The organism is Pseudomonas pisciculturae (assembly GCF_015461805.1).
Taxonomy (GTDB): Bacteria; Pseudomonadota; Gammaproteobacteria; order Pseudomonadales; family Pseudomonadaceae; genus Aquipseudomonas; species Aquipseudomonas pisciculturae.
In genome coordinates this window covers 29,055-47,543 of the sequence record NZ_JACVZE010000010.1, presented here as the reverse complement: position 1 = coordinate 47,543, position 18,489 = coordinate 29,055, and the positions used below count along the sequence as shown (strand labels likewise).

Annotated in this window: 26 protein-coding genes; 2 read left to right on the top strand and 24 right to left on the bottom strand. The window is 58.2% G+C overall.

Annotated elements, in window-relative coordinates; translation table 11 throughout:
- Positions 1 to 141: 141 nt before the first annotated feature.
- Positions 142 to 750 (bottom strand): LysE family translocator, encoded by a 609-nt coding sequence (locus ICY20_RS24175; RefSeq protein ID WP_159962844.1) that lies wholly within the window; start codon positions 748 to 750, stop codon positions 142 to 144.
- A gap of 278 nt (positions 751 to 1,028) precedes the next feature.
- Entirely contained in the window at positions 1,029 to 1,193 is a 165-nt protein-coding gene (locus ICY20_RS24170; protein WP_194938786.1) for a hypothetical protein, read from the bottom strand.
- A 176-nt stretch (positions 1,194 to 1,369) separates the two neighbouring features.
- Between ICY20_RS24170 and ICY20_RS24165 the strand changes: the two genes are divergently transcribed.
- Both ICY20_RS24165 and ICY20_RS24160 read left to right on the top strand, forming a co-directional pair.
- On the top strand, positions 1,370 to 1,624 hold the full coding sequence (locus ICY20_RS24165; RefSeq protein WP_194938785.1) for a hypothetical protein: 255 nt from the start codon (positions 1,370 to 1,372) through the stop codon (positions 1,622 to 1,624).
- 441 nt (positions 1,625 to 2,065) lie between these two features.
- Complete coding sequence (locus tag ICY20_RS24160; RefSeq protein ID WP_194938784.1) at positions 2,066 to 2,263, top strand: hypothetical protein; 198 nt, start codon at positions 2,066 to 2,068, stop codon at positions 2,261 to 2,263.
- A gap of 41 nt (positions 2,264 to 2,304) precedes the next feature.
- Here the strand turns inward: ICY20_RS24160 and ICY20_RS24155 are convergent, their stop codons facing one another.
- From ICY20_RS24155 to ICY20_RS24050, 22 genes are all read right to left on the bottom strand, one after another.
- On the bottom strand, positions 2,305 to 2,562 hold the full coding sequence (locus tag ICY20_RS24155; RefSeq protein WP_194938783.1) for a hypothetical protein: 258 nt from the start codon (positions 2,560 to 2,562) through the stop codon (positions 2,305 to 2,307).
- A complete protein-coding gene (locus tag ICY20_RS24150) occupies positions 2,559 to 2,930 on the bottom strand; it encodes a hypothetical protein (protein WP_194938782.1) in 372 nt (123 codons plus the stop codon). Before ICY20_RS24150 ends, ICY20_RS24155 begins: the two co-directional genes overlap by 4 nt.
- The gene (locus ICY20_RS24145; RefSeq protein WP_194938781.1) at positions 2,927 to 3,436 is read right to left on the bottom strand and encodes a glycoside hydrolase family 24 protein; all 510 of its coding nucleotides are present in this window, start codon (positions 3,434 to 3,436) and stop codon (positions 2,927 to 2,929) included. Before ICY20_RS24145 ends, ICY20_RS24150 begins: the two co-directional genes overlap by 4 nt.
- Positions 3,437 to 3,499: 63 nt before the next feature.
- Complete coding sequence (locus ICY20_RS24140) at positions 3,500 to 3,709, bottom strand: hypothetical protein (protein WP_194938780.1); 210 nt, start codon at positions 3,707 to 3,709, stop codon at positions 3,500 to 3,502.
- A 4-nt stretch (positions 3,710 to 3,713) separates the two neighbouring features.
- A complete protein-coding gene (locus ICY20_RS24135; RefSeq protein ID WP_194938779.1) occupies positions 3,714 to 5,195 on the bottom strand; it encodes a hypothetical protein in 1,482 nt (493 codons plus the stop codon).
- 10 nt (positions 5,196 to 5,205) lie between these two features.
- Entirely contained in the window at positions 5,206 to 5,805 is a 600-nt protein-coding gene (locus tag ICY20_RS24130; protein WP_194938778.1) for a YmfQ family protein, read from the bottom strand.
- Entirely contained in the window at positions 5,793 to 6,833 is a 1,041-nt protein-coding gene (locus ICY20_RS24125; protein ID WP_194938777.1) for a baseplate J/gp47 family protein, read from the bottom strand. Before ICY20_RS24125 ends, ICY20_RS24130 begins: the two co-directional genes overlap by 13 nt.
- Positions 6,823 to 7,221 carry a phage GP46 family protein gene (locus tag ICY20_RS24120; RefSeq protein WP_194938776.1) on the bottom strand — a complete coding sequence of 133 codons (399 nt, stop codon included), beginning with the start codon at positions 7,219 to 7,221 and terminating at the stop codon, positions 6,823 to 6,825. The genes ICY20_RS24125 and ICY20_RS24120 overlap by 11 nt, the downstream gene beginning before the upstream one ends.
- Positions 7,218 to 7,727 carry a phage baseplate assembly protein V gene (locus ICY20_RS24115; protein WP_194938775.1) on the bottom strand — a complete coding sequence of 170 codons (510 nt, stop codon included), beginning with the start codon at positions 7,725 to 7,727 and terminating at the stop codon, positions 7,218 to 7,220. Before ICY20_RS24115 ends, ICY20_RS24120 begins: the two co-directional genes overlap by 4 nt.
- Positions 7,724 to 8,839 carry a phage baseplate assembly protein gene (locus ICY20_RS24110; RefSeq protein WP_194938774.1) on the bottom strand — a complete coding sequence of 372 codons (1,116 nt, stop codon included), beginning with the start codon at positions 8,837 to 8,839 and terminating at the stop codon, positions 7,724 to 7,726. The genes ICY20_RS24115 and ICY20_RS24110 overlap by 4 nt, the downstream gene beginning before the upstream one ends.
- 3 nt (positions 8,840 to 8,842) lie before the next feature.
- A complete protein-coding gene (locus ICY20_RS24105) occupies positions 8,843 to 10,093 on the bottom strand; it encodes a DNA circularization protein (protein ID WP_194938773.1) in 1,251 nt (416 codons plus the stop codon).
- A gap of 3 nt (positions 10,094 to 10,096) precedes the next feature.
- Complete coding sequence (locus tag ICY20_RS24100; RefSeq protein WP_194938772.1) at positions 10,097 to 12,145, bottom strand: phage tail tape measure protein; 2,049 nt, start codon at positions 12,143 to 12,145, stop codon at positions 10,097 to 10,099.
- A gap of 130 nt (positions 12,146 to 12,275) precedes the next feature.
- Positions 12,276 to 12,572, bottom strand: a complete 297-nt coding sequence (locus ICY20_RS24095; protein ID WP_194938771.1) for a phage tail assembly protein — start codon at positions 12,570 to 12,572, stop codon at positions 12,276 to 12,278.
- A complete protein-coding gene (locus ICY20_RS24090) occupies positions 12,569 to 12,916 on the bottom strand; it encodes a phage tail tube protein (RefSeq protein WP_194938770.1) in 348 nt (115 codons plus the stop codon). Before ICY20_RS24090 ends, ICY20_RS24095 begins: the two co-directional genes overlap by 4 nt.
- Positions 12,917 to 12,988: 72 nt before the next feature.
- Positions 12,989 to 14,485 (bottom strand): phage tail sheath subtilisin-like domain-containing protein, encoded by a 1,497-nt coding sequence (locus ICY20_RS24085; RefSeq protein ID WP_194938769.1) that lies wholly within the window; start codon positions 14,483 to 14,485, stop codon positions 12,989 to 12,991.
- Positions 14,485 to 14,679 (bottom strand): DUF2635 domain-containing protein, encoded by a 195-nt coding sequence (locus ICY20_RS24080; RefSeq protein ID WP_194938768.1) that lies wholly within the window; start codon positions 14,677 to 14,679, stop codon positions 14,485 to 14,487. The genes ICY20_RS24085 and ICY20_RS24080 overlap by 1 nt, the downstream gene beginning before the upstream one ends.
- Positions 14,676 to 15,266, bottom strand: a complete 591-nt coding sequence (locus ICY20_RS24075; protein ID WP_194938767.1) for a phage tail terminator protein — start codon at positions 15,264 to 15,266, stop codon at positions 14,676 to 14,678. The genes ICY20_RS24080 and ICY20_RS24075 overlap by 4 nt, the downstream gene beginning before the upstream one ends.
- A gap of 58 nt (positions 15,267 to 15,324) precedes the next feature.
- Positions 15,325 to 15,846 (bottom strand): HK97 gp10 family phage protein, encoded by a 522-nt coding sequence (locus tag ICY20_RS24070; protein ID WP_194938766.1) that lies wholly within the window; start codon positions 15,844 to 15,846, stop codon positions 15,325 to 15,327.
- The gene (locus tag ICY20_RS24065) at positions 15,839 to 16,201 is read right to left on the bottom strand and encodes a phage head closure protein (protein WP_194938765.1); all 363 of its coding nucleotides are present in this window, start codon (positions 16,199 to 16,201) and stop codon (positions 15,839 to 15,841) included. The genes ICY20_RS24070 and ICY20_RS24065 overlap by 8 nt, the downstream gene beginning before the upstream one ends.
- A 2-nt stretch (positions 16,202 to 16,203) precedes the next feature.
- Positions 16,204 to 16,755: a hypothetical protein gene (locus ICY20_RS24060; protein ID WP_194938764.1), complete on the bottom strand. Its 552-nt coding sequence runs from the start codon at positions 16,753 to 16,755 to the stop codon at positions 16,204 to 16,206.
- A gap of 3 nt (positions 16,756 to 16,758) precedes the next feature.
- Positions 16,759 to 17,067 (bottom strand): hypothetical protein, encoded by a 309-nt coding sequence (locus ICY20_RS24055; RefSeq protein ID WP_194938763.1) that lies wholly within the window; start codon positions 17,065 to 17,067, stop codon positions 16,759 to 16,761.
- A 48-nt stretch (positions 17,068 to 17,115) separates the two neighbouring features.
- A complete protein-coding gene (locus ICY20_RS24050) occupies positions 17,116 to 18,435 on the bottom strand; it encodes a phage major capsid protein (RefSeq protein ID WP_194938762.1) in 1,320 nt (439 codons plus the stop codon).
- Between the last annotated feature and the right edge of the window lie 54 nt (positions 18,436 to 18,489).

Sequence of the window (18,489 nt, the reverse complement as noted above, 5' to 3'; positions counted from 1 at the left end):
GGTGGACAATAGACCCATTCCCGACACTTCTGTCGCCCTTCCCTTCGGAGGCCTTATGACCAAGATGGCACTTTTTCTGTTCGGTTTTTTGGTATTGACCATTGGTATCGGCTTGCTCGCAACCATTTCGCCAGTGTGACCTCAGCTGGCAAACAACATCGGGTACAGGGACAGTACCAGCAACCCGGCCATTGACCAGTTGAACAGCCGCAGCCAGCGCGGCTCACGCAGCACATTGCGCAGCCCTGTGCCGCAACCGACCCACACGCAGACGCTAGGCAGGTTGACCACCGCAAATACCAGCGCGATCACCAACACATTGGTGACATAACCCTCGGCGGGTGTGTAGGTGGTGATGGCGCCCAACGCCATGATCCAGGCCTTGGGGTTGACCCACTGGAACGCTGCGGCCCCCAGAAACGTCATGGGCTTGCCATGCTTATCTTCGCTGTCGGACATGCCCCCCGCCGTCGCAATCTTCCACGCCAGGTACAACAGGTACGCTGCGCCCACATAGCGCAATACGGTATAGGCCCATGGGAACACCTTGAACACTTCCCCAAGCCCCAGGCCAACCGAAATCACCAACACCATGAAACCGACGCTGATCCCCAACGCGTGAGGCATCGAACGGCGAAACCCGAAGTTGACCCCCGAGGCCAGCAACATCGTGTTATTGGGGCCTGGCGTGATCGAGGACACGAAGGCGAACAGCACAAAGGCCGATAAGAGACTGGTAGACATAATCATGATGCGGCATCCAAGCGGTGTGGTATGCCTGCGACAGTAGTGCGTTGCGGGCATTGCCGCCCCGTACAGCTAAAAGCGGATCGAGGCATACACTTTTTTGCGGCGGGTTGTTTCCAAGGCTTTTCACAAACCTTTCACAGACGATGACCTAGGGTAGACCCAGCTCCTAATGAACATCCCTTTAGCCCGCACGCCCCATGCGGGCTTTTCTTTGCCTGTGATTTACTTCAGGCAAAAAAAGAGGCAAGCCACTTGCCGTGGCTTGCCTCCATTGCCTATCAGTACCGCGGGCCGCCACCGCCGCCGCCACCACCGCCTTGGCCGTGACCGCCACCACCGTGACCACCACCCCCGCCGCCTGGTGGCATGAACATCCAGCAGCCTGACAAGGTCGACAACAGTGCGACAACAACGGCCGCCTTGGTTAGGTAATTCAACTTCATGACAACACTCTCTACTTGGCGAGATTAACTTCTCGCAAGGTAAGACAGCGCAACCACGGGTGCGTCACGGGTTTCGTGTAACGTGTTGGTAGGGTTTGTATGGCCCGAGTTACAAACTTTGTTTTTGACCGCGCACGCTACCGCGACGCTCGGTAATCGAGCCCCGGAGATAAGAGATGCAAGAGTTGATACAAGGCCTCGACGGGGCCAGGACTGCGCAGCAGGAACTGTTTTACGACTTGGAAGACGTGGCGGCCGTGATCGGATGGTCGATCGTTGAGCTGAAGGCTATAGCCGCGAGCGCCAGAACGCCGGTGGAAGCGGTGGCACTCATGAAGATCTGTGGTTTGCTTGCCGTTCAGAAAGAAAAGATGGGGGCGTATGCCGCTGAGGTAAAGAGTCAGCGTATTACGCGCGCGCAAGCGAGTTGAGCTGTGAAACGGGCTCTGCGTTAAAGAGGGGTAAATCGTCTTGCTGTTTTGCAGCCAATAAAAAACCCCGTAGACGTTAATCTACGGGGTTTTCAAGAGTGGAGGCCGAGGTCGGAATCGAACCGGCGTAGGCGGATTTGCAATCCACAAATTAGTTTTTATTATTCAATAGCTTACGTTCAAATAAATTCCGCAACACTGAAGATCTTGTATAGCTGGAGCCCTCTAAATTCAGGGGGCATGAATCCAATTGCGGAATGGATTACGACTCGCCGCGTCGGCTTCTGCCATAGCATCAGAGCTCAGCCAGGAAGAGCATTGCCGAACGTAGTCCATCCTCAAATCAGATATGCTGTCAGCGAAAACACGCAAGATTCTTGCCCATGCCTATTGGCAAGCTTTGTTAGACTTTTCGGACCGAAAAAATTAGGAGGGACTCACATGCTTGCCGGGATAAAGAAATTCTTTCAGAAAGATGAAAGCCATGAGGATTCTCGACCTGCATTCGAGGAGATCCAGCGGAACAACGACCCGAAGACAAACCTTTCGCGCTCGGGAGAAGGCTACATTGACCTTGATGTGCAGGGTAAATGGTCCGAGCATAAGGAGATTGAGCGATTGCAGAATGAGACCTGGTGAGCGGAATTTATCGCTGCAGGTCGTGGGCGCGAAACGCGCCTTTAATGACACGCAACAACCGCTGCCACCAATTGACGCTCATAACCGATCCGCTGTCGTCGCTCAGCCAGCAATGCCCGTACCTTCACCTCTAAGCTGTCGGACTTCCTGAGCCCCTGCGCTGCCCACGGGGGAATTGCCACTGCCGTCGTTTTGCACGGCACCAGCACCGGCACCTCCACCCGAACAGTGCGCACCTCGGGCTCCCTGCCCGCGCACCCAGCCAGCACCAGAGCCAGCACCACAAACAGATACCTCATAGCCCCAACTCCTGATCGATGAGCGACGCGGCAGTGTGAGCCGGGTCACCACCAGTCCGCTCCCGCAACAGCTGATTGGCTGCGGCGTAGTCTGGCTGGGCCTCTTGGCTCGCCTTCTCCTGCGCCAACGTGGCATTCCGCTCCCGCAACTCCCCGGCAAGCACCAGCTCCCCGAGTTTCCTGCCCTGCTCGCCCGCGAGCGTTACCAGGTTGTCACGGGCAGTCTTGGTGCTGGTCAGGTCGTTGTTAGCCGCCTCTAGTAGCGGCCGGTAGTGGCGAGCAGCAAGCCAGACCCCAGCGCCGGCACCCAAGACCAGCAGTAGCGCCACGGCAAGGCCAACCCCGATCAGCTTATCCAGCGGTGTCACGACATCACCCCACCCGCCAGGCGGTACCGCCTCAGCAGATCCTCCAGCCGGTGTTCTCGCTGGCCATAACCGGCCCCCGGCAGGCTGGACCAGATGCGTCGACACTTAGAGATAGCCGTCTCGATCCGTCCGGCAAAGACGTCAGGCAAGGCCCGGCACTCGCGAATGTGCTGCAATGCCAGCAAGTCCTGACTGATCGGGCTGAAGTCCGGCAGTTTGAGCAAGGCCTTGTAATGCGGCCAGTCCTTCAGCATCTGCTGGTACCGGCCAGAAGCGGGGGATGTCAGCCCCTTACTGTTGATGACCTTCGACGCGCGCCCCTTGGCGAATGGGTGATCAGTGAAGTCCTTGAACACCTCAGGCTTGCCGTCGATGCCAGTGACGATCACGTCGTAACCATCCATGGCCGTGGCTGGAGAGGTGCTGGTGCCCTCGGACCAGGCGAGCATATCGAGGAACGCTAGCGCGTTACGGCCGCCGGCGATCGATTCGGAAAGACGTGCCATTGCTTTTCTCCAGGCAATAAAAAACCGCTCATGGCGGCCGGGTTATTCATTTACAGCAAATGGTTATTCAGCTGCTGCCTGTTCTACTTCTTTCGCTGGGTCATGGGCCTCGTATACCGCCAAGACGGCTTCGGTTTGCTCTTGGGTCATGTCTTCGTTGAACGTGAAATCCCCGTCGCTGGTCCACCCAAACGGCAGCCCGAGCACCCCAGCTTCGACAAGCTCATAGTGAAAATTTGGACCGATCTGCTTTTTAGCTTTGGTCTTGGCCATTTTCTTAACCCCTCACGGTGGTTTTTACAACGCATCGATCTGGGGCAGACGACGCGCCTAAGCAAGTGAGCGTTTGACCACCGCTAGCTCTCCCAAATACGGACGTGAAATGATACCCCTCAGTAACATTTGGAGGGCTGCTTGACGCTCCGGGAATTGTTACGCCCGAACTTACCGTGGAGCAAATAAGAGAGCCGTCTTGGAGGGCCGTAGCATCTAGAGATAGCGCAATGTACATCAGGGACGTGACGGCTGCTACCGAGGTAATACTGCCGTCAAACTTCATTTTCACTTGCTCATTGCCCCAAGACAGATACTCACAGCGAAATACTGAAGAAAGTTCAACGTAAGTTGCAGAACTTGTAGATACGTTTGCTGTGAGTGGTGCCGAAGCAGTTATATTCACTCGGTTAAAGTAGCTGAGTACAAAGCGTTGAGCTGCCGTATCTTGAAAGGCGGGGCCGGCAACTGGACGCACCATGCCAACCAAAGTGCGCGAAGCATCTCCCAACTTGATTTCTACGCCAGTATCTGCGTCTGTCGCATGCCCAGCAGCACTAGCTTCGAGAGTCATAACCCCGGCAGACATGAAGGCGTATATGTAGTACAGGATGCCTGGCGTCAGCCCGGTAGGAGCAAGGGATACGCCGGTACTAGGGACGATTTGGGGTGCCCCACCGATAATAATGTTATTGCCGTTTAATTGGGACAACACGATGTTCGCGCCGACTTTGCCCAACTTGCATTGCCCTTGCGACAACGCAGCCGCCACCGGTATTTGGTTCATTACCAAAAAATCTGTGCCGTCGTAGAGGATGTCCGATATGAAACCGGCAGTCACCACAGCGCTGACTTTGGCACCTACATTGTTATATCGCTTAAGACGTTTATCGCCCAAACCGTTTACGTTGATAGTCGGGTTGGCGCCGCTGTCGATGTGGAAAGTTACGTTCAGCCGTAACTTAGTGACGTATGAAGCCAGTCCAGGGATACCGGTAAGAGTATACGCAGTGGCCGTGCCTCCCGTCGATCCTGAATTCAGGGTTTGAGTCTGGATTACAGCGGCCTGCTTTTTGGGCGTTATAGCCGTAGCATCATCGGTGCCGGAGTTGGCTTGCGACAGGGTGGCGATTTTCAGCCAACCAAATGCAACTTCCGTTGCCTGGGTTACAACCTTTGCAATCGCCTGAAAAACCCGCTTTGCGCTCATTGCCTTAGTTGTATCGGTTCCGGCTTCTGCATCTTCCTGGCTAGCGAACGTCACAGAAACTTCGTCAACGAGCCCCTTAATCGCTTTCGATAGCTGGGTATTATCGGCTTCGGCAGGCTCAAGCCCGGCATCTTTAATCACATTCAATATTTCATGCGTGACCGAGTTCCCCCAAACAGAGGGGATCAATGACCCCGGCGTTGCCGCCAACGGATCCTCGTCAATGAACTCCCCATTGACCAACCCAACACCAGGTACACTTTTTGGAAAGTCCACGTTTCACCCCTTAGTCATAATTAATGTGCACGACGGTGTGCGCCGGCGCCGGCCTGCGGATCAGGCATTCAAGCGCGTCCCCAGGGTTGGTACCGAACCGTTCACCCCAAAAGCTCGCACCGAAACGCCGGCCGGCGCGCTGGCGTCCACCGGTATTGAGCACCCACATGAACTGGGCACCCCAAGTTCCGAAGTGCGCAGAGCCAAAACGGGAACGCCCCATGCGGGGCGCTCGGTATTCAGTAATGGTTGCGCCGGGGTATCCCTGGCTCACGGCGATCTCGATGAAGTACGCGCGGCTCTGGCCACCCACTTCAACAAGACGACGGCGAACCGCCAGGCGGCGATCCTCGAACGCCGGGTTGAGGCCTAGACATTCGTCCGGCAGGCCCATCACCTTTTCCCAATCGGGTACCAGCTCACTCACCCCGCCTGGGTCCATCTCGTTGAGGATGTCGGCCGCCCTGCCCTCAAGCCTGGCGAACTCCGTGGAGACTCCCGACAAGATCAGCCCCACCTCAGGGACCAACTCCGGATCCCATGCAGGTCCGGCTGGGAGCAGCGCTTGCAGTTGGGCGCGGTACTGCTCGGCGGTTCTTAATCCAGCCATAGGCAACCCCCGAAGGTCAGCAACTGATTGGTTGCGGCCAGTACATCAGCCGTTGGCGATACCAGCTCGTGATCGGTTTCGCCCGTGGCGCTGCTGATGGACTCACGGATATGACTGATCAACAGCTTGTCGCCAAGGCCAGCTTCACGGTTGTGCAAGTCTTGCAGCTGCACCGCAACAGCAGCACGAACAGCGCTGGTGTCGGGCGTAAGGCGAATTTGATACACCACCGGCGCCTGTACGGGTGCAAGCAAAAACAGTTCTGCCGTGACTGGCCGTAGCGGCTCGATATAGGCTTTCACCTCCGCGAGCTGGGCGGCATCGGGGATCGGGTTGGCGTCATCGTCGCGCATCACGAACAAGCCAACGGTACCCGGCCCCATGAATTTCCGTCGGCACCAGGCACGAGTGATACCTGGCACTTCCAAAGCCCAGGTTTCGTAGTCGTCCGCCGAGCCGCCATGCGGAATTACGCGGTACGACCGCATCACTCGCGCGCGTAGCGACTCAATACTTTCCTGGGCAATGCCCCCGATCAAGCCAGGGGCCAACACCGTGAAGGTGCTGATCAGCCCCTCGACCGGCTGAATCAACGTCAGCACCATGCCCGCTTCGATGTTGCCCAACGTGCCCGCGTCGACCGCTTCAAGCTGGGCGGTGTTGGCACCCGCGACCGTGGTCACGCTTTCGGTGACGCGATACGCCCGGCCGTCGTTTGACTGCATCACCGTATCGACATCCACCAGCCGGCCAGCGGCAGCCGTGAAGCTGGCAGTGCCCTCTGCCGGCTGGGCGGGCTTTCGCGGTTGGCTCAAGCGCAAGTTGGCAACGCGTTCCAGGGTTTCCTCATCGGCCGTATCGGGCAGAATCTGTTGTGCAATCCAGTCCAGGTAGCCGTACAGCCCATAGGCTGTACCGCTCAATGCACGCGATAAGACCTGTGCATCTGAGCGCCGCAGCGCGTCGCTGGCCAGGTCACTCTGGGTACGGCTGACTAGCACCGGTAACGTTGGCGTTTCAAACGGCATAGATCACCTGCCACAGTTGGTTTGAGTTGATTTCCAGGCGTGCGCCGGTGCTGATGATAAGGATGACCCGCAGGTTCAGCCGGTTGGCGCCTACCTGCTCGCTGAGGATTTCGATGTTGTCAACATCTTCATCCTCGATCAGCCACTTCAACGCCTCACGAGCGTAGAACTCGGCATCACGGCGGGTATCGGCGGTCAGCTTGACCCGCCGCAGCAGCCATAACCGCGAGCCGATACGGTCATCAGCACTGCTGGGGTAGCTGTCACCCCACCAGCCGTAGCGCTCATCGTCATCGAGCGGGTCATCCGTCTCGGCGCGGCGCCAGGTAAACAGGCTGATAACCACCGCGCGCCTCAGCGAAGCTTCTCGGCTTGGGGCGAAGATCATTCAGCACCTCCAACGGGCGGGCCGCTCTGACCTTGGCCTGGCGTCACTTTGTCGTGCAGGTGCCCAACCTGACTGATGCCGCCGGCGATCTGGTCGCCATCGGAAACAATCTGACCTGTCTGGGTGATCAACGGCGTGTCGAAGTTCACCGCCACATCGGCCTTGACGTTCAGGACACGGGTTTCGATGTCGATGATCCGACCGCGCTTGAGGTGGATCTTGTCGCCCTCATCGGTATGCACGGCCACCTCACCCTCTTCCATGGCCAGGATCCGATAGCGACGATCAGCGACCACTAACACCACGCCGTGAGATCGATCACCACCCAGAAATGCGGTGATGCCCTCAGCACCTGGAAGCGGGCGGCTGGTAAACCCGTACGGCTCAAAGTGCTCCAAGTTGTCTTTGACCTCGCCAGCCAAAAGCCGCATTTGCAAGGCCTGCATCTTTTTCGCGGAGTTGGCCAGCACCACCGTTCCGCGCACAAGCAGATTCATCAGGCTCATTCGGATGGCTTCCAGTCAGCAGGGAGTAGGTATTCGAAGTTGTCGGCCTTGCCGCCCTTCTTGAGCTTGCGGTCTTTGTGCCGGTCGTTCGGTTCGGGCTCGAAACTGTCGGGCGGGCCGACCACCATCGTGGTGACGGTGCCACTTTCCGTGAGGGAATAGGTGATCTCCGAAATCAGCATGTCGCGGTCCATGCCGATGATGGGATCCACCACCCGCACCAACATGTTGTGCTTCCACAGCGCGCCGTTCGACTGGCGCCACCCTTGCACCTTGTAAGTAGTGCTCAACGCCTTGCCGATGCGGGTGACGCTTTCCCACCGAGCCCGGTCCATTGCGAGCTTGTCGCTCAGTTGGCCGGACTCCTTGATGATCATCACGCGCTTGCGGGTGGTGCGGTCATCCGTGACCACGGCGGAAACCTCAGCCGCCTTTTCGCCAAACTCGGTATCGGTCCCGCTGCGCTGGCCAAGAACCCGGTACTCGGAAAATACCCCGGAGAAATCCAAGCCCGCATCACCGGTCAGAATGTTGCGCCCTACTTCAAGCTTGTCGCTGGCCCAGCCTTCGCTGCCGGGCTTCGACAGCACTGCCATGCCCGTGGCGTCATCCGTGGAGAACACCCGGAACAGGGTCAGCAGACGGTCGATGGACTCAAACACCGTCTCACCTGGCTCAATCGTGTGATCGGACAGCGTGCCGGTTTCGGCGATCTCGCTTCGCACCTTGATGCCATACGGCGCGGCCAGCGCCTTCACGATGGCCAGCACGCCCTGGCCGCTCCACTGCCCCGGTTTGTTGACCGCCGCGCAGTCCACCAGGTCGGCAGTCAGCGAGCGGCCGGAGATTGTCAATGTGATGCTCTTATCGTCGTAGGCTATCGGTGAGGCAAATACCCAGCCGGTCAGCACCAGGTCGCCACCAATCCACACCTGGCACTTGGAGCCTTGGCGGATCGGGATCGCGATAGGCTGACCCGGCCACTTCCACGTTATGCCGAGGTTGAAGTCGCGGGCCTGGCGTTCCAGCCCTGCGGAGATCTCGACGTTTTTCCAGCCGCCATAGTCCAGGCCGTCAACGGTCAGGCTGACGGCATTCGATGCATCGAGCATGGGTTACTCCTGAGCGATCTTGAGCGACACCGGCGGTACAAACCCCGGGTGACTGATGCGGTTGCGCTGCACAATCTCCCCTGCCCGCGTGGAGTCGCCAAAGCGCCTGTAGGCGAGCACCAGCGCCGGCAACGTTTCAGCCGGCGTCATGTCCACCAAACGCACACCGGACGCGGCCACGGCGGTCAGGTGCTTTACCAGCACCTGGCGCATGGTGGTCAGCGCCCGGTAGTGATCAGGATCAGCCTTAAGCGATGCCTCCCAGATAGCCTCACTGAGCGTGTCGCGCAGCTCAAGCACGTCATCTGCCACTGGCACCTCGGGCCGATCCACCGGCGACACGGCCTGCTGATCAATCGCCGGTACCGAGTCCATCACCGCCGGGCGAATTGACACAGGCATCTCACTGATGATTAACCCGACCTGCACCAGCAAGGCGTCTTGCACCAGGTCGGCCGTAGCCTGGGCCATGGCGCTGGTATCCACCCCGTTGGCCTGGGTGACGGTGTTGATATCGTTCACTGCCGACGTGTGCTGCGATGCGGTGGCCACCGTCGCGCGGTAGCTTGAACCGGGGCTTGAAAAATCCAGCCCGGTGAAGTCGCTGAAATAGCTGGAGAACAACGCACCCAGCGCACCGGGTGAGTTGATAAGCGACTGCACAAAACCGCTGAGGTTGGTGAACAACCCCACCAAGGGAGCGAACTGGCGCTGAATCGCGCCGTACACGCCCGACAGGCTATTGCGAAGCCCGATGACACTGAGCCGCGCCTTGTCGATTTTTTCCATCGCGGCCTTGTAGCGGGCAAGGGCCGAGTCCAACAAACCTTCCGACGACTTGACCACCTGCTGCCGCGTGTTCGCCGTGGCCGTGGGAAACTTGCGCGGCGTATCGGGGTAGAACGTCAGTTCAAACCTGGCAACGCCACCTTCCCGGCGATCATGGGTCAGATCGCACTCCCCCGCCTTAACCAGCATCCGGCCAAGCCAGGGGTGCACCAGCTCACCAGCGCCTTTCGTCTGCAATGCTTCCTGCAACTTGTCGCGCCGTTCGAAGCAATCGTCACCAATCACCCAGGCGCTCATCCGGTGGACTTGCGCCTGTTTGCCCAGCGGTTCGAAGTAGGGCTCGTCCCGCTGCGGGAACTCATGCAACTGGCCCTTCTGCCCGACCGGGACGCCGGCCCGCTCGATCAAAAAGCTGATGCCCCGGTATGAGGCGGGCAACAGCTGATCACGCCACGTTTGTTCCATTGGCTACCTCTGCGTGCCGACTGTGCGCTGGCCGATATTGGGCTTGATGGTTAGGCCGCGCTGATTGGTTTGCGACTGCTCCACGGTGGTACCAGGCGGCGCGCCGTTGAGGTTGATGTCGATTTTGCCGTTTAGGTTCTGCGCGTTGGCGGCGGCTGTTTGTTGCAGCAGACTGCCCGGCGCAGGCATCTTGCTGGGCGCCTGCAGCAGTTGGCCGGGGTTGATACCTAGTTGCGAGTTGTTGGCCAACTGGCGGTTCTGTGCCATCTGCACTGCATTAGCCTGGAGAAACTCACCCGTGCCCCCACCGACTCCCGCGTTGCGCAGGCGCTGCTGATCGGCAAAGGCATTGGCCTTGCTGGTGGCCGTCTCGATGAGACCATCACCGCCCTCCCCGCCGCCGAAGAACTTCATCATAGGTTCGATGATTGGCCGCAGTTTTTCCCACAAGCTTTTGAACCAGGCACTGATGGGTTCCCAGTTCTTGACGATGTACCCCAGAGGAGACCAGTCAAACATTGTCTTGAGGAAGTCCATCACGGGCACAGAGATCGCAACCAGGACTCCCCATATAGCTTTGAAAAAATCCGTCAACGGCCCCCAGTTGGACATGATCAGACCGATGGGTGTCCATGAAACAAAGGTCTTGAACATATCCCAGGCTGCCATTGTGGGGCCTTTAATCTTGGCCCACATGGACTGAAAGTACGGGGCAATTGCAGACCAATTTGCAACGATAAGTCCTGCCGCCACCGCGATACCTGTCGCGATAAGCCCGATGGGGTTTGTTTTCAACGCGAAAGAAAGCAACTTCGTGGCCACAATGGTGGAGACGATGCCGAGCCGCAGCGCTGTAAACGCGATACCAGCAGCCGCAACCCCCCTTACGACTGCGGGGTTAGCCTCAATTAACTTTGCGAGCTGGACCACCATAGGCCGCACGGCATTCACGACATCATTAATACTTTCCAGAAATGCGCCACCAATAGCCTTTGAGACGCTCTCGGTCGCATTCTTAAGCAGGCCCAAATTGTTCTCTGTGGTGGCGGCACGCGATGCGTATTCCTTTTCCATCGAGCCCGCGTAAAGCGTGGCATCCCCCACTTTCGTCAAATTGCTCTTAAGCAAATCGAGGTTCGTGACCAACGAGACGATGGAGGTTACCGATTCGGTTCCGAACATCTGGGTCAACAAGCCAACGCGGGAGGCTGCATCAACCTTTCCAATTCGCTCCAGGATATTCAGGATGGTGCCCTGAGCATCTGTCTGCATCGACTTCGCCACCTCCTTGGAGTCAAGCCGGATCGCCTTGAACGCCTGCGACTGGGCCTTCGTTGCCGATGTCCCTTTCGTCATCGACAACATGAAGTTCTTGATCCCAGTGGCTGCCACTTCCTGCTCGACACCCACACTCGCCATCGTCGCGCCAAGCGCCGCAATTTGACCAGACGCGAGCCCCGCAACCGCACCGAGAGGCCCCACCCTTGTAACGATGTCGGAAATTTGCTTGGTGTTCGCCTTGCCGGTGTTGCCAAGATAGTTAATACGGTCGGCCAAGCTATTGACGCCTGTCTGCGTCAATTTGAAAGAGGTTCGCCAAGTCGACATCATGTCGCCGCTCTGCTCAGCAGTTTGGTCAAACGCCACGCCCATCTTTAACGCGGCCTCGGCAAACCCCAATAGCTCATCTGATGCGAACCCAGCCTGACCGCCGGCAGCGACGATTTTGGCAATATCGCCTGCCGTCATAGGAAGCACCTCTGACATCCGCGTGATGTCATCTCCCATTTTTTTAAACTGGTCCGGTGTATCGAAGTTAACGACCTTCTTTACGTCCGCCATTTGGGATTCGAATTCAATCGCCGAACGCGCCCCCACCGCAAACGGTGCGGCCAGGGCGCCGCCTGTGATCAGATCCTTGATGCCGATTTTTCCGAGGCCGGTTTTTTCAAGGTTCTTCCTAAATGTCCCAACGTTCTTTTGAATCCCAGCCAACTTCGGCGACAACTTGTCGACGCCGGTGATCAACGCCTTGAGCTGAAACTTATCCATGGCTATGCCTGCTGTGTTTTGTTGATTCGCTGGGCGTGCTCCAGTGACTCACAGAGCACGTCCAAGGGCCTGGCCATCATCAGCTCGGGGTCAGTCTTCCAGAACCAGGCGAGGTCATAAGCGACGGCTATCAGGTCGGAGACTTCGCTGATGCCGCGTTCATGAAAAAACGGGTGATGGCCCAAGCGAGGTCGTTCAGGTCTGATAGGTCCAACTGATTGACCGATGAAGCTGGGATTGCAGCGCAAACAGCGATGTATTTGGCCGCGACATCCGTGTCGATTTTGACCTCTTCGTCTTGACCGATCTTGTAGGGCAACGACTTTATCGCCCGCACCTCTTGCACTGTCGGGCGCCGGAGATTCAACTGGGTTACTGTCTCGCCGTGGGCTTCAATTGGCACTTGCAACGTTACTGTTAAGCTCATTGCCATTTCCCCTTGATGCCATCAAATTGCAGTTCAACAGTGCCGTCGTCAGCTTTGTGGGAAGGCTCATCAACCAAGTAGGCACCGACGAGAACGTACACACGCCCATTCTTGAATTCGGTGGTGACCGTCATATCCCGGCCATTTACCAACTTACTGATTGGAAAATCGGGCGTGAGAAGCGCGGTCATCTTTATGTACGGCGGCAGCTCCTCTTCCTTGTAGTAACCCGGAAAAACCGTCTCCCGCTTCACGTCCATCAAAGGGGCTTCGGCGCCCCCAGTGATAGTCAGTTGGACGCCATCCACTTTGACGTAGGTGGTACCCGCCACTAATTGACCCATGGTCATAGTCTCCAGAATGCAAAAGCCCGCACTGGGCGGGCTGGGGTTGTTCAGAAAGTGCGGCGAGTGGGGTTAAGCAACGTCGCTGTATTGCAGGCGGAACTGATTGAGCATCGCGAACACCCGCAGTCCGTTGATGTAATCAGGCGGAAATAGCACGTTGAACCGGCTCGGATCGCGGCTATCACGCTCAACAATCAAATACTCAGCGAACAACTCTGAGTTTTCTACGTGACCTTCCAGCTCCAGCTGGATGTATTGCGCGATCAGCTCGCCACGAATGACACTTGACGTCACGATCGGCTGACCCGCTCCGAACTGGGTACCATCGTTGGCTGCCTTATGGCGGCCATACTTACTGGTCACGACGCCCTGCATCCGGCGGATTACGAACGCTGACTGATGCATGGTCTCGCTGTCCAAGTAGGAGTTATCCGCTTGGCCGTAGGCATTCTTCTGGTACGTGGTGATCGAGCGCTGAATGCGCACATAACCACCTTCGTAGTACGCAGTGGCGATGCCGTAGCTGAGCAACGACTGGCGCTCCGTGAGCATGAATCGCTCACTGGCCGGGGCAGGATCCAGGCCTGGCATCGTTCCGCTTTGCGTCGGGCGGCTGGCATCAGCAGAGATGAACACCGCCGTGCGCGCAGCCAACGACGCGGCCTGCACCCAAAATGGCTGCGGCACACCAGTCTCCATTGCCTGGATGGTGACGTGCTGATCATTCCGAGCCTGACCCGCTGCTACCAAAGTACCTACCGTGCCGCGCTTGGCCCCGTACACGTGCCCGAACAATTGCTTGGCATAACTCCAGCGCCCGGTGCTGTCATCCATCGCCCCCTTCCAAGCGTCCAGGGTGTTGGTATCGGTCCAAGGCACACACAGGAACTCGAAGGGTTCGTCACCCAAGGCAGCAAGTGCATCGACCTGGTCAGGCACGCCAACCCCGGCAGTCATTTTGGTCAGGACAACCGCGAGACCAGCCGGGGTAACTTCGCCGTTGGTTTTACCCATGCGGTTGAGCTGCAGGCTGATATCGTTACCACTGTCACCCTTCCACTTGCAGGTAAGGGTAACGACGCCCGCCGATGCATCAGCGGTGACAGGCAGGTCTTGGGTGGCATTGACCTTCACAGCCAGTGCAGAGGCCGCAACGGTTGGCGTCGCAGCGGCCGTCACCGTTGCCTGCACTCGCACGCCGCCGATGTACAGATTCAGCAGCCCGGATTCCGTTGCAGAGCCCGTGATCGTAACGGTTGCAGTGGCGACAACGCCTTCGTCGTTTTGCAACGGCAAGCACCATACCTCACCGACGGGGTCTACCTTGCGCCACGCTTCGTACATTGCTGCGAGCATTGAGCCAGAGCCGCCGATGCTCTTGGCCAAGCCCAGGCTCGGGACCAGAACCAGCTCACCGACACCCTCACCGCCAGCGTCGCTATTGACCTGGGCAACGATCAGGCGGCGCATCGCCGACGACGCAGTGTTGGCCGCCGAGTTGTCCATCTCCGCGTAAAACAGCGGCACCCGCAAGTCCGCCGGGATATTGCTGAATCCAATAGCCATTATTTAGGCTCCTCGGTTTTCGCCGCCTTGACGGCCTTGGTGGGGGTTTTAACGGTGATGTCGGCATCGGCCAAGCGGCGGCGCCAATACGCGTTGTCGGGAACCTCACGACCCGCGTCGGGCAACAGGTCGCCAGCCTCCGGGTCAGGCACGGCGCGGCCATCGGCCGGCACCACAGTGATGCGCTTAGTCATGGTGTTACGTCTCCTGAGAATTTCACTTCGATGCGCCCATCCGGGCCGGGTCGTTGCAGGTTGGGGTCGGCGGGATCAATGCAGTCCATGTCAAAATCAACGCCGGTAAAACCGGGCAAGCCATCCAGCTCAAGTTCCTGCCAGGTTTCCGCCGGGTCACTCGCGGCGTTGCGCCCGATCTGGAAGCTCGCCGAGAAGGTAAAGCGGTAAACCACCCGGCTGCGGTTGATAGAAAGCAACTCGCCACCGGCGTATTCAATCGGCGTGTATTCCGGCGCGGGAACCCAGGCAACCAAAGCCCGCCAGATCTCCGCACGGAACAGATGGGTAAGATCTGCCGCCTCCTGGCCCCGCTCATCTCGGGTGTCCACCACCAGCACCACATCGAAAAAATCGGTGATGGCCTGGCGCAGCCCGTTCTGCACGTCGTTTTCAGTGAACTTGTCAGACACCGCGATCACATACGCAGAGGGGTGACTCAGCTTTGCACTGGCGGCAACTGCCTCGAAATCAATGCCGCCAGCCACACGCCCTGAGAAGCTGGGGCAGTACTTGCGCAGATGGGCGACGATTGGGGAGATCTTCATGGGCGAATTCCAGGTAATAAAAAACCCCGCCGAGGCGAGGTTATTTGTCAGGTCAATGTCAGCCGAGAGCGTCGGCAAAGGCTTGCGACAAAATCTCACGAACTGCCGACGACGAGTCCTGCAGCGCGTCGCTCATGTAGTTGGCCCGCGGCTCAATCCGCCAGCCGTTGCTCTTGCGTTCAGCGACCAAAGCAGCGCGGGCGCCCTTACGGCGCCGGTTGCTCTTGCCACGGCCTTCACCCGGTGCCAGCTTTTTGATCCGACGCCCCTGCTTGACCCCGTAGTGCAGGTAGGCCGGATAGTACTCAGACATGGCCCCCGTTTTGTACGGGGCAATCTTCACCAGGAACCCCGACCGGGACACCTTGAAGTTGATCGAATCCAGCAAGGCGCCGGTTCGATTTACTGGGTAGCTGTCTTGGCCACGGGACAATGCGACGTTTAGCTGAGCGCGCTGGCGAACCAACTTGCCCGCCTTGCGCATTGCAGCCTTGATCTTCTTTTTGTCGAAAGAGTCGCGGTGAAAATTTTCGAAGCCTTCGATGTGAATGTAGCCGTCGACGCCAACCGAGTTAGCCATAGATACTCCCACTTGGCTGAAGCGCCCCCAGCTCTTCGACCTCCAGTATCGTAAAGCGCCGAGTGCCATTCATATCAGCCACACGCTTTACCCGGTAGATCGAACCGCCGTGGACGACTTCATGCGAATCGCTCATACCCTTCAAGTAATAGAAGATGATCCGGTGGGTGATTTTCACCTCTGTCTGGACGCCATTGGCATAGACAGCCGTTCCGACCGGCTCAATCTTCGCCCACCGCCGCTTCTGGTCAGTGAACAGCGAGTCGAGGCCCTGATCAGGCGCCGGGGTGTCTGACCGCAATCGCAGGGTGATACGCCGGTCCAGTTCGCCGGCACTGGGTTCGCGCATGGCCATGGTCAGAACCTCGGCGGTAAGGTGATCTCGGCCACCAGGTGGTCAAGAAACGTTGATGGCAACTCAGAGAGCGTCTGCCCCACCAGGAACATCTCCGGGTGACGATAGATCGTCGCTGCTGCCATCAACAGCCAGTTGCGTACGCCTGGGTGGATGTCCATATCCAGTCCGGCCTTGTAGCGGATGCGGAGCCGACCAGCGGGCCGTGCTGCGGGGAAGTGTAGAAAACTTTCCCGCTGATCCTGACGCAGATCGAAGGGGCCAACTTGCTCGACCCAGCTACCGTCGGACTGCAGGGAGAATACCGAAACAATCTCGCTTGCCTGACCAACATCGAGGGCGTGCCCATTCTGTCGGTCTGCTGGCCACTCTTCTTCGTACACCGCACCGCGAATTGCCGCACCCGTCTTCGACTCGCATTGCGTGGTGACGCCGGGGATGATGATCTGTTCGATCAGCTCCGGCGCCATGTCTTCCGGCTCAACACGGCACTGGAACGCCACCTGGTCAAGCGTCAGGACCGGCGCGCCGGTGTATTCGATTCGGCGAGCCATGACTTATGGCTTCGCGTCGTCGTCATCATCGCCACCGGTGCCCGCGTCCAGATCACCGCCTTCACCACCTTCTCCGCCAGCACCACCGGATAATTCCTTCTCGTCGCCGGCACCAGCTGGGGGTTTATCAGCCGCCTTCTGGGCTGCTTTTTTCGGTGCCTTAGCCTTCGCAGCGACACCCGCGCGCTCGTAGATCTCGGCAAAGCCTTTCAACTCCAAGCCGTCAACTACAGCCGGATCAAACCCCGCCAACTCGTCCACTGAATAGCCGCGCCAGGCTTTCAGAAAACGCACCACAATTTTATCGCTCATGACATTGACCTCTGAGATGCAAAGCCCCGCCAAGGCGGGGCAAGGGGATTACATGCCCGCGCCCCACTTGACGGCGACGGCAACCACGATGCACTCCACATGACGTGGACCGAAGTCGTGCTTGGCGATGACTTTCACCAGGGTCTGATCGCGCTGGAAGGCGCTGACCATATTGCCGTCAGCATCCTTGTAGGACGCTTCGTTGCTGAAAGCGATGGTCAAGTCCATGTCTTCGCCGATCATCATGTCGGCGAAGTTCACGAAGTAGAATTCCGACTCATCACCGCCCGCACCGAGGTTCACTGGGATCTGGTTGCTCAGCCCCACCGGATAGCCCTTGAAAAGGCCCTGTTCAATTTCGGGATATGCCTTGTTGCCGTTTCCGTCGCGCAGCGTCTGCAACCAACGCAGCGTACGTGGGTGCATCAACCACCCGCAGGACTTCATCATCACGTTCGCGGTTTCGATGCGAAGCATCATTCCGCCGCAGAAGAGGTCAATCTTCTCCAGGGTGAGGTCTGCAACCGCAGGCGCCGGCAAAACGTTGAATGGTAGCGCCCAGTAACGCATGCCCTTCGGCAACGAACCGGAACCATCTGCCCGAATGAAGTGAAGATCCTCGGAAAGGCCCATAGAAACCGCCAAATCCTCTACCACCAGACTATCAATGCGTGGATTGATCCCGGCATTAGCAATCAAGTCATTCGAGATCGGCACAATCGCTGCCGCCTTTTTGGCAGACAGCTTGGTGTCCGCGAACGTCATACCGGTGATTGGAATGTCCTGCTCGGTCCCGATGTAGGTGACTACGGTATTCCCGGTGATTCGCGGCTGAGTCAGGTTGCCATTGTTCAGCGGCAAACTGCGGGTGCCCATCTTGCGCACAATCGACATGGGCCGGAGCGCTTCGATAATCTCAGACGAGAAGTTCGTTGGAATCAGTACACCCCCGGCCCCCGGCGTGACCGTGCTCAACGCCATTGCCACTTCGGGCGCGTATCCAGCCTGCTGCGCCATCTGTGCCGCCTGATGCTGATTACCCTGGGCAGCAGCCAGCAAACGTACCATTTGAGCCATTCGCACACCCGGCTCAGGTTTCTGCGCATAGGGCCCAGAAATATGCGTCGGCGGGCTATTAATACCCTGGGCGCTTTCAGCAACCGGCACTGCACCGGCGGCAACAAGGCGCTCAGTCGATTCGGCGCGGGCTAGCTTCGCTGTCAAGTCGTTGATTTGCGTTTCCAACTGGGTGAACTGTGCCAACTGCTCGACGGACAAATTCCCGCCGTCTGACTCAATCTTGGCGAGTGCCTGGACCTGAGCCACCAACTGGGCGCGTTCGCTACGCATTTGAAGTACAAGGGACATGGTGCCTCCTGGGCATTAAAAAACCCGCACTAGGCGGGCTTCGATGAGTGCCGC

Bases quoted from the DNA above. Each gene is read 5' to 3' on its own strand.
- ICY20_RS24175 (WP_159962844.1), bottom strand. From the start codon at position 750: ATGATTATGTCTACCAGTCTCTTATCGGCCTTTGTGCTGTTCGCCTTC.
- ICY20_RS24170 (WP_194938786.1), bottom strand. From the start codon at position 1,193: ATGAAGTTGAATTACCTAACCAAGGCGGCCGTTGTTGTCGCACTGTTG.
- ICY20_RS24165 (WP_194938785.1), top strand. From the start codon at position 1,370: ATGCAAGAGTTGATACAAGGCCTCGACGGGGCCAGGACTGCGCAGCAG.
- ICY20_RS24160 (WP_194938784.1), top strand. From the start codon at position 2,066: ATGCTTGCCGGGATAAAGAAATTCTTTCAGAAAGATGAAAGCCATGAG.
- ICY20_RS24155 (WP_194938783.1), bottom strand. From the start codon at position 2,562: ATGAGGTATCTGTTTGTGGTGCTGGCTCTGGTGCTGGCTGGGTGCGCG.
- ICY20_RS24145 (WP_194938781.1), bottom strand. From the start codon at position 3,436: ATGGCACGTCTTTCCGAATCGATCGCCGGCGGCCGTAACGCGCTAGCG.
- ICY20_RS24140 (WP_194938780.1), bottom strand. From the start codon at position 3,709: ATGGCCAAGACCAAAGCTAAAAAGCAGATCGGTCCAAATTTTCACTAT.
- ICY20_RS24130 (WP_194938778.1), bottom strand. From the start codon at position 5,805: ATGGCTGGATTAAGAACCGCCGAGCAGTACCGCGCCCAACTGCAAGCG.
- ICY20_RS24125 (WP_194938777.1), bottom strand. From the start codon at position 6,833: ATGCCGTTTGAAACGCCAACGTTACCGGTGCTAGTCAGCCGTACCCAG.
- ICY20_RS24120 (WP_194938776.1), bottom strand. From the start codon at position 7,221: ATGATCTTCGCCCCAAGCCGAGAAGCTTCGCTGAGGCGCGCGGTGGTT.
- ICY20_RS24115 (WP_194938775.1), bottom strand. From the start codon at position 7,727: ATGAGCCTGATGAATCTGCTTGTGCGCGGAACGGTGGTGCTGGCCAAC.
- ICY20_RS24110 (WP_194938774.1), bottom strand. From the start codon at position 8,839: ATGCTCGATGCATCGAATGCCGTCAGCCTGACCGTTGACGGCCTGGAC.
- ICY20_RS24105 (WP_194938773.1), bottom strand. From the start codon at position 10,093: ATGGAACAAACGTGGCGTGATCAGCTGTTGCCCGCCTCATACCGGGGC.
- ICY20_RS24100 (WP_194938772.1), bottom strand. From the start codon at position 12,145: ATGGATAAGTTTCAGCTCAAGGCGTTGATCACCGGCGTCGACAAGTTG.
- ICY20_RS24095 (WP_194938771.1), bottom strand. From the start codon at position 12,572: ATGAGCTTAACAGTAACGTTGCAAGTGCCAATTGAAGCCCACGGCGAG.
- ICY20_RS24090 (WP_194938770.1), bottom strand. From the start codon at position 12,916: ATGGGTCAATTAGTGGCGGGTACCACCTACGTCAAAGTGGATGGCGTC.
- ICY20_RS24085 (WP_194938769.1), bottom strand. From the start codon at position 14,485: ATGGCTATTGGATTCAGCAATATCCCGGCGGACTTGCGGGTGCCGCTG.
- ICY20_RS24080 (WP_194938768.1), bottom strand. From the start codon at position 14,679: ATGACTAAGCGCATCACTGTGGTGCCGGCCGATGGCCGCGCCGTGCCT.
- ICY20_RS24075 (WP_194938767.1), bottom strand. From the start codon at position 15,266: ATGAAGATCTCCCCAATCGTCGCCCATCTGCGCAAGTACTGCCCCAGC.
- ICY20_RS24070 (WP_194938766.1), bottom strand. From the start codon at position 15,846: ATGGCTAACTCGGTTGGCGTCGACGGCTACATTCACATCGAAGGCTTC.
- ICY20_RS24065 (WP_194938765.1), bottom strand. From the start codon at position 16,201: ATGGCCATGCGCGAACCCAGTGCCGGCGAACTGGACCGGCGTATCACC.
- ICY20_RS24060 (WP_194938764.1), bottom strand. From the start codon at position 16,755: ATGGCTCGCCGAATCGAATACACCGGCGCGCCGGTCCTGACGCTTGAC.
- ICY20_RS24055 (WP_194938763.1), bottom strand. From the start codon at position 17,067: ATGAGCGATAAAATTGTGGTGCGTTTTCTGAAAGCCTGGCGCGGCTAT.
- ICY20_RS24050 (WP_194938762.1), bottom strand. From the start codon at position 18,435: ATGTCCCTTGTACTTCAAATGCGTAGCGAACGCGCCCAGTTGGTGGCT.